This window comes from Joostella atrarenae (assembly GCF_021764745.1).
GTDB lineage: Bacteria > Bacteroidota > Bacteroidia > Flavobacteriales > Flavobacteriaceae > Galbibacter > Galbibacter atrarenae.
Window position 1 is genome coordinate 57,840 of sequence record NZ_JAETXX010000015.1, and the last position, 10,952, is coordinate 68,791.

Consider the following 10,952-nt stretch of genomic DNA (forward strand, 5'->3'; position numbering starts at 1 on the left):
GATAAAGAAGGAGTAGGATACCCTTCCAATAATTCTTAATAAAAAATAAAGTTTTGTTTACCACTAATATGAAAAAGGTCATAATAAATTATAAAGTAACAGTTATAACATGATTACTATTTAACTATTTTCAAACCTTCCTCTAAAATTTTCACTGTAAACTCAAAAAACCTAGGGGAAACTTAAAATGTCGTTTAATCTACAAATAAATGCAAATTCTTTCATTATGATCATTTTTAATATTCATGTTAAAGACGATTAGGTTTTCAATATGGGTACATAATGAAACGCTTTTATATTTTTATACAATAGGATGTAATAGCATTAATTTTTTCGCCCTTTACACTTTGAAAAATATAAAAATCTGAAAATGCATAATCCTCTCCATTTTCCATTATCCTTGTGCCATTTGCCGCTCCTCCTTTGCCGTGAGATAAGATCTGGTCCAATATTAATTCAGCGGTTTTCACACATTGCACTTCTTCTAAAGCCTTTATAAAATTTGCCTTCCCTTCAATTTTTTGGCCTCCAATAATACTCCAAACGATATCATCTGTCACATTTTTAATTAAAAATATAAGATTCACTTCAGCAAAGGCTATGCTAAACTTTTTCAGGAATTCCATTTTGGGCGAATTACCACAATAAGGGCTTGCTATTACTTTGGTCATTTTTTATCATTATTAGCATTACATATTTTCATTATAGAGAAGATTAAATTTATGCCCGTCTGGGTCGACAAAAACACAAACGAAAAATCCATTTTCATCATAGAATTCTTTTCTGTCTACGTTTGAATCGAATAAAATACTGCCGCCTGCTTTGCTTATTTGAGTCACCCAACGGTTGTATTCGTCTTTGCTCTCTGCTGCCATGGAAAACATCACTTCATTCCCAATATTTAAGTCAGCAGATTTACCTTCTAGACTCGATTCTAACTTTTCTTTTTTAAAGAAGTGAATTACAAAATTATCTGCTCCAAAAAAGAAACTAACTAAATCATCTGATGGGTTTCCATTTAACTCAAAGCCCAAGGATTGATAAAAAGTTTTAGTGCGGACGATGTTTTCCACACCTAAGTTTGCCCATATTTTTTTTATCAGCATATTATTTTATTTATCTATCTAATTTAATACAACCAAGAATTCTTTTCTAACAAATGTTCTTAATATACTAGAATATTCCAATATCTACATTTCATTCATTGTTTTTGCTATAGTCAGATCGTCTGGTTTGGCTAATATTGAACCATTCATTAATAGTTTTTTCTTACACTTAATCCATCTAGCTGAGCTACTACAAACGCATTTAGTTCAAGATTTACCATGTCTCAGTGAAATCGTGATTTTCTACTTCAACGAATCCATTCAGCGACAACAGATTATAAAAAATCTAAGTATGGCATAACTAGTCATTGCTACTTTTATTCCTTTTTGATATCAATATTTCTACTAGAACAGTTGCCAATTCTTTCGGCTTGGTATGCATGGGCCAATGTCCCCCATCTAATTTTTCAAAGGTTATTTTCTCAAAATTAGAATTAGTTTTAATACTTTTAGTTAAGAATCCTCCTATATAATAGACAGGCATACTCCTAAGAACATCATTATGTATTTGCACCTTATCCGTTACCGTTCTTCCAGGATGACTCATCATACTATTGACTAAGTAATCTATTTGATCTTTCGATAAATATGATTGAGATTGCAATTCTTTTTTAGTAGGGAATGGCCACCAGCATTATTTTCCTCAATTGACTTAGTTTCTGATGCTACATCCAGTCCTGCCACTTCTAGCAAGGACTTGTTATTTTCAGGCAAAAAAGCTTCAATAAAAACTAAACCAACAATTTTATCTGGAATGCGCTCTGCTGCCAAGTAAGCAACAAATCCTGAATAGCTGTGCCCTACTAAATAAAATTGATCAGTTTTATGAGTTTCAATAAAATTTACAACATTTTGTATGTGAGGCTCTAAATCAATGTGCTTTTCAGTAATCTCTTTATTAAGTCCATCCAAAGTTATCGAATGTGATTGGATTCCTAAATTGTAGAGTTCATTAACGAAAAGCTTCCAAATAGATGCATCTGACCAAGCTCGGGGAATTAAAATGAGTCTTGTATTTTCCATTTCTATCATATGATATCAGAAGTAAAAAAGAGCTATGACCAATTCAATTGCCAAGAAACTCCGAACCTATCCTCTACAAAAGAAAATTGTTTACTAAACCCATAGTAATCCATAGGCATTTTTACAACTCCATTTTCTGATAGTCTCACAAAGAAATGTTCAATTTCTTCTTTTGAATTACATTCTACCCAATTCGATACCGCAGGTGTAAAAGTCCATTCGTGTTGAATAAAACTATCGCTACACATAAATTGTTTCCCGTTTAATTCAAAAATTGCTCTAATGATTGTTCTTTTTGCACCAGGGCCATCTTTTCCGTAGCGTTGTATCTCTATTATTTCTGAATTATAGAATAAATCGACATAAAAATTCATTGCTTCTTCAGCGTTGTTTTTTTGGAATGTTAGAAAAGTTGAGATTTGTTGTTTCATAACTTTGCTACTTGTTAATTTATCTTTCGCAGTAGTTCTTTAATCTTAGTAAAAACATGGCCCAATTATAATTGCACCAACCGTAAAACTCCGTGCGAGCTCTCCAGTCAAAATGTTTCAATTTAATGGTTGTGACCTTATTTCTTTCACTAAGTTCAAAAGATACTTTAGTGCCTATCCATTCTTCATCTGATGCAATACATTCCCAAACAATTTTACTGTTTTGAACTAGTTCTACAATCTTAAACTTTGTAAGATAACCTTCATCAAAATCAAACTCATTAACAAAACCTACTTCAGGTTTTACTTTTAGTTTTGTTGTCCAAATATTTCCTAAGCCTTCTTCATGAATAAGTGTTTTATAGACCTTAAAAACAGGAACATTGACGTAATTGATGTGTTCGATGCTTTCCATAAAAATTTATTCTTATTGCAAGGAATGAAATCCAATGGAGTTGCCTTCCGTATCTTTGACTATTGAAACAAAACCGTGTTCACCTATCCCCATTTTTGCTTGAATGATTTCTGCTCCATTTTCTGTTGCTCTACTTTCTAGAACTTTACAATCTTCACAGCCAAAATAAACCAGACTTCCATTAGTAGAAGGCTTTGTAGATTCCATTTTCACCAAAGCACCAGCAGCACCGTAACTTTCCATATCACTCGGGAAGCTTTTCATTTCTACAAAATTATTTGTTGGGTCACTTATATTTTCCATTGTTATTTGAAATACGTTTTCATAAAACTTTGCAGCTCTATCTATATCGTTCACATAAATTTCGAACCACACCACTGGATTAAAATTTTTCATCTTTTATATTCTTTTAGTTGTTAGTATCACAAAATTGAAAAAAGAAAATCAATAAAATCTTGTCTTATGGCAAGTTCTATGTTTCAGAAAATACTTCTTTTCTTATTCTACTCAAAGAGGTATCAGTAACTCCTAAATAAGTAGCAATGTGTTTTAAGGGTGCCTCTTTAATGATTTGAGGTTTTTCTTGTACTAAGTTTATATAGCGTTGTGAAGCACTTTGTATATGCATATTAACAGCACGGTGTTTTGCCAAAAAAAGTTGGTGAGACATCCAATTACGACCCCACTCAGTAAAACCTTCTATAGTTGTATATAACTTTTGGAAATCGTTGAATGTAATTTTATAAACTTCGCAGTCTGTTAATGCCTGAATGGTTTCTTTTGATGGTATTCGAAGGAATAGTGAAGCTACTTCAATGAGAATATCATTAGGACCAAAAAAATCGGTGGTAATTTCATTTCCTTTATAATCGATCACATATGAACGAAATAAACCTTTTTTTATCAAATAATAAGCATTACTTATTTTATGTTCATTCAGTACAATTTCATTTTTTGAAAATGTAACTTTTGTATGGGAATCAATAATGTTCTTGTAATCCCCTTTTTTAATGTTCTGATGATTGTATATATTTTCGAAAAAGGAAGCTTTCATAGACTTATACTTTTAGATAAAAATATAATTTATTTTTTGTTTAATTTAATTGCTCATGAAATATCAGATTCAAAAATGTCGTCTGTAAATTCTGTACCAAATGCTTAACCTATTTTTAGAAATTTATTACTCGCTCATTCCAGAAGTTAAGACTTGTCTATAAATTCATTTTCATTAATGAATGAAAATGACTTCCTTAATGGGATAGACTAATGCTTATAAGTAATTATATTATAGCTTTATACAGGAAAACCATTAAAATATTAAGTTCTCCTCGTATTTTTTATTGATTCATAGTGCTAAAATTTACAAATGTTTTATAAGTTTTTTATCTAGCATAAATTGATTAGTAGTTTTCAAATGAACTAATCTTTATTTCTCTAGTTATGGTACTACTATTAGATTGGGAACTCAGAGCATTTTAGAAATCTAATTGTACTTCCAGAAGCAATCATTATATATCTATATAACTTACTACCAACGAGTTTTCTCATAAGTATTGTACTTTGTAATTAGGTAGTCATTTTGTAACTTTTCTTCGAGATTCGGTATCACTTATGATCAATTCTCTATCACTACTGTACTACATAAAAAAATCAAAAGCGGATTTAAATAAGAAATGTAATATCTATATGCGCATAACCATTGACGGTAAAAGGGCAGAATTTAGTATCAACAGGAAAATTGAGGCGAATCGTTGGATAGCCAAATTAGGAAAAACTAAAGGCTAAATCCTAAGTTTAGTATAAAAAAGTGGCATAACTTGCATTACTATTAAAGCACTTAAGATCAATAAAACAGTGCTAACAATTAATTACTTAAAATAATTTATTATAAATTCGCTTCTACGATTTTGCTGATGTTCAGATTCAGTACACAAGATTCCATTTTTACATTTGTTGACTAATTTAGATTCACCATACCCAAACGTTGACAAACGATTCTTACTTATGCCTTTATGAATCAAATATTCCTTAGTTGCACGAGATCGTCTTTCCGAGAGTATTTGATTATATGAATCATCTCCTCTACTATCCGTATAAGATTTAATAACTATTTTTAGATTAGGGTATTTTTCCATAGCAATTAATACTTTCTGTAATTCAACTTCTGCATTCGGACGAATATTCCATTTATCAAAGTCAAAATAAATTTCCTTAATCCCTAACATTTTCGCAAGATCCTCTCCCGTGGTTAGAGCGTATAAATTTCTTTCCAGTTCAAAATCAATTTTTTGTTCTTTCTCCCCATTAATGGAACTTATCTCTTTCGAGCTATATTCATCTTTTGAAACACGCACCGTATATCCCATAAAACGATTAGTTGTTGCTACATAATTTCCTTCTGAATCAGTTAAAGCTGAAATAAATAAGGAGCCATTCTCGTCATATAGGTCTACTTTTCCATTTACAATAGGCTTTTTGGTATCAGCATCGGTTACAGTTCCATATATCATACCTTGAATAAGTTCTCTTATATCCTTAGTCTCTTCAAAGGAATATATATCATCATAACCTAATCCTCCTTCTCTGTTGGAGCTTATAAACCCCATGTGCGTATTTAAATCAATAGAAAAAGAGATATCGTCCATAGAAGAATTAATGGGTTTACCTACATTTAAAATAGAACTCTTTGCTCCTTCTCCATTCTCTAATAACTGAGTATAAAAAACATCATAACCTCCTAATCCATAATGTCCATCAGAAGAAAAATACAATTCATTTCTTTCTGAAACAAAGGGAAATGATTCTCTTCCATTTGTATTGATAACATTTCCCATGTTTTCCACCTTCCCTAAACTGCCATCAGGATTAATATTGACGTAGAAGATATCAGTAGCTCCAATGGACTCAGGACGATCTGATACAAAATACAACTTATCCTCACTTGAATTTAAAACTGGATGGGCTGTTGAATAATTGTCACTATTAATGGAAAGATCTTCTATATTAGTCCACTTTCCATTGACCAAGGTAGATCGGTATATTTTTAATCGTTGAATATTACTGCCTCCTTTTTTTTCAATAGGAGTTGTATTATTACGGGTAAAATATAAACTCTTACCATCCCTAGTAATACAACCAGAAGATTCATGAAAGCGGGTATTTACATCTCCCTTAATTTTATTGCTTAAACCCTCTAGATTAACTGAATCAAATTGAACTTCGTAGAGATCTAAAAAAGTCAACCCATCCCATGAACTTTTTCGTTTTACTAAACTTAATGTATCTCGGGTTGAGGCAAAAAGGAGTTTTCCATTATGCATAAATCCTCCAAAATCAACCCCACTCGTATTAATTGATAAATTCTTAATACTATATCGCCCAGAGTTTTCTAATATAAGTTTTAAATACTCCGATGACGTAAACTCAACTTCTGAAATACTTCCAGTTAGTCTTAAATAGGTATCAAACATTTTTTCTGACTCTGCATCTTGTCCTATAGCTTTAAGTGACTGTGCATAACGTCTATAATACACCCTATCAACTAAGGAGTCCATTTCAAACAACTTCTGATACCATCTAGATGCTTCCTTGTATTTTGCATTGAAGTAAAAGGTATTCCCTAAGTTTTCAAACAGTTCAACAGACTGATATCCCCTATTGGCAACCTCCTCATAGATTTCAGAGGCTTTTATATAATCAAGTTGCTTATAGGACGCATCTGCCCTATTCAATTTTGCTTCTTGTGAGGATACTGTCGAAAAAGAAAACAACATAAAAACAGTAACCCACGTATTAAAAGATTTAAAACTTAACATTTACTGAACTTAAAGTGATAATTAAAAAAATCTTGGATTTACATTATTTCGAACCTTGGTTCCAAATTCAAATCTTATAAAAAATTCATGCGATCCAGAATTGTAATTGCCCAATTCTGTGGTGTCATAATCATATGCATACCCTAGCATTAATTGATTGCTTATTTGAAAACCTACTAGCGCACTCACTGCAGCATCAAACCTATATGCCGCCCCTAAAGTGAACCTTTCATAGAATAAGAAGTTTGCAGACAAATCAATCGCTAGCGGTGACCCAACTACAGCTTTAGTAAGAACTGTTGGCTTAAATTTAAGTGAGTTGCTTAGATTAAACACATACCCTCCTATTAAGTAAATATGTATTTTTTCAGTAGCTGTAGACACAGCAACATCATCATAGTATTTGGTCTCTAATAAATTCGGAGAAGATAATCCTACATACCATTTATCATTATGTACAAAAAAGCCAGCGCCAACAATTGCTGAAACTTTGTCTACATTATATAAACTGGGGTCTATTTGTTGATCAGGGTTCAATTTATTTATATCTACATTTAGTGTATTAAAGCCTCCCTTTAAGCCAAAAGATAGGTTTATCCCTCTATTCAGTCCAATGGTGTATGAGAAATCAGCAGCTACATTTGTTTCCGTTGAAGGCCCGATCCTATCGTTTCCAACATCAAATCCTACACCAACTTTCCCTCTGCCCAGAGGTGAGTTCACAGAAAAAGCAATGGTTTCAGGTGCCCCATCTAAACCCACCCACTGGGAGCGGTATATTCCATTAAAACTCAATACTTTTCTACTGCCTGCGTATGCAGGGTTTATAGTAATGGTATTGTACATGTATTCGGTATATTGCGACTCTTGTTGTGCATATGAGGTATTTCCAACAAAAAAAAGTGCAATTATTAACAATATAAATACATAAAAAGCTGATTCTTTATTCATACCACATCTTTTAAAAAAAATCAATTAATCTGAAGTTAGATACAGATATCCTGATTTACTATAATTTTTTTGGATTCCATTACTATCATACATAAACTGTACGGTATAAAAGTATGTTCCCGTTGGTAACAACTGATTATTATTAATAGTCATTTTCCCTTCTGAATATCCGCTAAATACATCTTCAGTAATATCAGTCCCATAATTTAAACTTTCGAAAACTAATGAACCCCAACGGTTATAAATTTTCACATTAACTGGCTCAGTATAGATACAATCTCCCTCATTCTCAAACTCAATCTTAAAGAAATCATTATACCCATCATTATTGGCAGTAATAGCATTGTGTATAATAATTTCCCCACAGGAAACCTCTTCGGTGCTTGATTTCACCGCTAGGGCTAAAACACCTCCCTTTTCTATTGTTGTAGTTATTCCATCACCAGATAAATTAACATCGCCCCCTTCATTTATCCAAATTGATAAATCTTCATCCCATCGTACAATTTGAATGTTTTCAGAAGCCTCATTTAAAATTGTACTTCCTGTAGTTAATGCATCCCAATATATAGTGACATTAGTTCCAGAAGTGCTATTGATAACTTTTACCTCCCAATATTCTTTCTCATCTATATAATCAATTGTTTCTTCTTTACTCCTATGGTTGTATAAGTCATTAGAATTTTCGTAAAAATACTTGGTCGAACTGATAGCTTCCTCTCCTTCTATTGGTGTTAACTCTATATATCTATAAAAATCAGCATCACCTATTGGATATCTAAAAAATCCTGTTCCAATTTTACTTGCATAACCATCAACAAAACTATTGTTAGAACCTGCTTCTATAATTGCATCTTTATCAAAAATTATGGTCCCCCCAAAGTCTTCTTGGTTTATAATTCCTGATAAAAATGTAGCGCTATTTTGAATACTTATAGTTCCTTCTAAACCAAAAGCGCCCTTAATCAGTGAACTATCAAAGAGAACATCATAAAAATAGCTTTCATTATCTCCTGAGATTAATTGTAGCCTATTCCCTATAAATGCTGTTATTCCTCCCTCCTCCAGATAATCAAAAATTGCGTTATTGTATAAATTTCCATTAAGATAAAATTCACCATCATTATAAAGCTCAGCTGAATTTTGGTTATAAAAATCATCCAACACAATCATTTGGGTATCACCCAAAACAACAAATTGGACATTATTAACTGTTTGGGAGTAAGAATATAAATTCCACAACAAACAAAAAGTGAATATATAATTTCCGAATACTTTCATTACCTTCTTAGTCTGCTGAAATTACTTGTTGGATATATAAATAGGCTTTAGTATTAGCCGCATTTGTATTATTAGCTGGAATATTAGGTGAAGGGGCACCCATCATAAAAATCAATCGGTACATTGTTTTTTCAGAAACATCTGTAGTGGTCCACATATATACACGTTGCTCAGGAGAGTTGAAATAAACATCCGCATCGCTCCAGGCTGTATTATTATTAGAAGTTATAGGTTCAGATGAACCGTCATTCCCAGAATTTCCATACCACATATCTGGAATTGAAAATGATAAAGAATTATTTCCCGAACCTATAAAACCATTTACATATCCAATTTTAGCATTCCACATTATTGATCTTGCTTCATCATTAGACCTAATTTGTAAGTCTGCATTAGCTAAATTTATGTTATCGGGTACAAAAACTCGAACGGAAAATTTTCCATCAGGAGAGGTAATTACCCTATGAAAGCCATTAACTCCATTGTCATTCGTGTCAAGTAAAGGGCCCAAGGTTGCTATATCTTCCAATGATGCTGTTTCAATGTTTCCAACAGTTGCAATGCAATTAATCACATTAGTAGTACCAAAACTTACATCAAAATCAGCTCCTGTAGGAGAATCATCACTTGGAGTTCCTGAAACATCATATACTAAAAAACCATTTCCAAATTCTAAGGTTCCTGATTTTAAAGTAGCGGTTAAACCTGTATTTCCAGTAGAACTAATTGGAGATCCTTGATCGTAATCTCCACCATTCCCCCCCGAATAGGGTATCTTTAATATTCCAGTAAATGAAGTTCCCGCTTCAAATGTTTGAGGTTCTAAAGTTGCTTGCTCACAAAAGAGTTCATCAATTTCGGGGATAATAACCTCCTTGCTATCTAAGGCAGTCCATACACTACCTGTCCAATAATAAAATCCCTCATTTAAAACCGTACCTACATTAAAGACCAAAAGTCCAGTAGCCTGTGTAGTGTCTCCGTCTAAATCCATAGTCGTAGAAGTTAAATCTACTCTCGGAATTAAAATTCCCTTATCAGTAGAAGTTATATCTAAAACAGCACTAGGATCCGGAGACTGTGTATTTATACCCGTTTGTGATTGAGCTTGTACGTTGCTTAATGATAGAGTTAACAATAATGCGATAAAAAATATTTTTATGTTCATAGTATATTATCTTTAACTATTCGACGAATTAATTACTTAAAAGACTTTCAACTTTCTTTAAGCGACCTTCTAAAGATTTTTGTTCCGCTTTTAGTCGTTCTATCTCTTTAGATTGAGCTTTGATTATATTATTTTGTTCTATAGTATGAAGGTATAATTCTTCTATCTTCTCTAAGCTTTGAATTGTTAGCTTAGAAATATCAAATGAATAGCCTTTATCTGTTTTTTTCAATTGATTTACTGGTGTTATACCAGGTAAGTGCCTGTGTTTTTTAATAAAAACTTCTACTTCTTCTAATTTTTTAAATTCATACGTATCATTTATAGTTGAAAAACCATTAAAATAATCTTCAAAAACATAGTCAGCATAAATTGAGTTTTGGGTAACTATTGATCCAGCTACTGCGAGCATTACATCAGGATTCGTTACAAAATCAATTCCATTCATATCCTGAGTACCAATACCTACTCGACCCATTTGATAAATATCTTGAAGATTTCCGGTTGCTTGTTCTCCTACATTTGCCTGATCAAACCAAGGCTCCTTCTTTAAATCATCTAGAGATATTGCTGCATTGTCATTATCCTCATTTGTGTATACAAGTTCATTTGTGGTATTATCAATTTCTAAAGTAGTATTAGTTTCAACGGATAAAATATCTGATTCCGTTAACATCGCTCCACCATCTGCTCCTACTGCTAACAAGTTATCTGCATCGGTACTTGTAACAACAGCTATAAAAGGATTCGAAGCCTCATCTG

13 protein-coding genes and 1 pseudogene are annotated in these 10,952 nt (G+C 32.3%); 1 reads left to right on the plus strand and 13 read right to left on the minus strand.

Translation table 11 applies throughout. The annotated features are described in order from the left end of the window. Positions 1-293: 293 nt before the first annotated feature. From JM658_RS15965 to JM658_RS16000, 8 genes are all read right to left on the minus strand, one after another. Positions 294-671, minus strand: a complete 378-nt coding sequence (locus tag JM658_RS15965) for a nuclear transport factor 2-like protein (protein WP_236960639.1) — start codon at positions 669-671, stop codon at positions 294-296. Positions 672-689: 18 nt separating this feature from the next. After that, entirely contained in the window at positions 690-1,106 is a 417-nt protein-coding gene (locus tag JM658_RS15970) for a VOC family protein (RefSeq protein WP_236960641.1), read from the minus strand. 301 nt (positions 1,107-1,407) lie between these two features. Further along, positions 1,408-1,656 (minus strand): hypothetical protein, encoded by a 249-nt coding sequence (locus tag JM658_RS15975; protein ID WP_236960643.1) that lies wholly within the window; start codon positions 1,654-1,656, stop codon positions 1,408-1,410. 17 nt (positions 1,657-1,673) lie between these two features. Then, entirely contained in the window at positions 1,674-2,129 is a 456-nt protein-coding gene (locus tag JM658_RS15980) for an alpha/beta fold hydrolase (RefSeq protein WP_236960645.1), read from the minus strand. Positions 2,130-2,161: 32 nt separating this feature from the next. Beyond that, complete coding sequence (locus JM658_RS15985; protein ID WP_236960647.1) at positions 2,162-2,560, minus strand: VOC family protein; 399 nt, start codon at positions 2,558-2,560, stop codon at positions 2,162-2,164. Between the two features lie 19 nt (positions 2,561-2,579). Continuing rightward, the gene (locus JM658_RS15990) at positions 2,580-2,975 is read right to left on the minus strand and encodes an SRPBCC family protein (RefSeq protein ID WP_236960649.1); all 396 of its coding nucleotides are present in this window, start codon (positions 2,973-2,975) and stop codon (positions 2,580-2,582) included. Between the two features lie 12 nt (positions 2,976-2,987). Beyond that, the gene (locus tag JM658_RS15995) at positions 2,988-3,371 is read right to left on the minus strand and encodes a VOC family protein (RefSeq protein ID WP_236960651.1); all 384 of its coding nucleotides are present in this window, start codon (positions 3,369-3,371) and stop codon (positions 2,988-2,990) included. Positions 3,372-3,447: 76 nt separating this feature from the next. Further along, positions 3,448-4,029 carry a Crp/Fnr family transcriptional regulator gene (locus tag JM658_RS16000; protein ID WP_236960653.1) on the minus strand — a complete coding sequence of 194 codons (582 nt, stop codon included), beginning with the start codon at positions 4,027-4,029 and terminating at the stop codon, positions 3,448-3,450. A gap of 557 nt (positions 4,030-4,586) precedes the next feature. Here JM658_RS16000 and JM658_RS17155 point away from each other — a divergent pair. Beyond that, positions 4,587-4,760: an Arm DNA-binding domain-containing protein gene (locus tag JM658_RS17155; protein ID WP_262911779.1), complete on the plus strand. Its 174-nt coding sequence runs from the start codon at positions 4,587-4,589 to the stop codon at positions 4,758-4,760. Positions 4,761-4,843: 83 nt separating this feature from the next. Here the strand turns inward: JM658_RS17155 and JM658_RS16010 are convergent, their stop codons facing one another. The 5 genes and pseudogenes from JM658_RS16010 to JM658_RS16030 all read right to left on the minus strand — a co-directional run. After that, complete coding sequence (locus tag JM658_RS16010; protein ID WP_236960657.1) at positions 4,844-6,790, minus strand: OmpA family protein; 1,947 nt, start codon at positions 6,788-6,790, stop codon at positions 4,844-4,846. A gap of 21 nt (positions 6,791-6,811) precedes the next feature. Further along, the gene (locus JM658_RS16015) at positions 6,812-7,741 is read right to left on the minus strand and encodes a PorP/SprF family type IX secretion system membrane protein (protein ID WP_236960659.1); all 930 of its coding nucleotides are present in this window, start codon (positions 7,739-7,741) and stop codon (positions 6,812-6,814) included. 24 nt (positions 7,742-7,765) lie between these two features. Then, positions 7,766-9,022 carry a T9SS type B sorting domain-containing protein gene (locus JM658_RS16020; RefSeq protein ID WP_236960661.1) on the minus strand — a complete coding sequence of 419 codons (1,257 nt, stop codon included), beginning with the start codon at positions 9,020-9,022 and terminating at the stop codon, positions 7,766-7,768. Positions 9,023-9,029: 7 nt separating this feature from the next. Beyond that, positions 9,030-10,190 carry a hypothetical protein gene (locus JM658_RS16025; protein ID WP_236960663.1) on the minus strand — a complete coding sequence of 387 codons (1,161 nt, stop codon included), beginning with the start codon at positions 10,188-10,190 and terminating at the stop codon, positions 9,030-9,032. A 28-nt stretch (positions 10,191-10,218) separates the two neighbouring features. Next, a pseudogene (locus JM658_RS16030) lies at positions 10,219-10,952 on the minus strand (hypothetical protein); the annotation flags it as partial.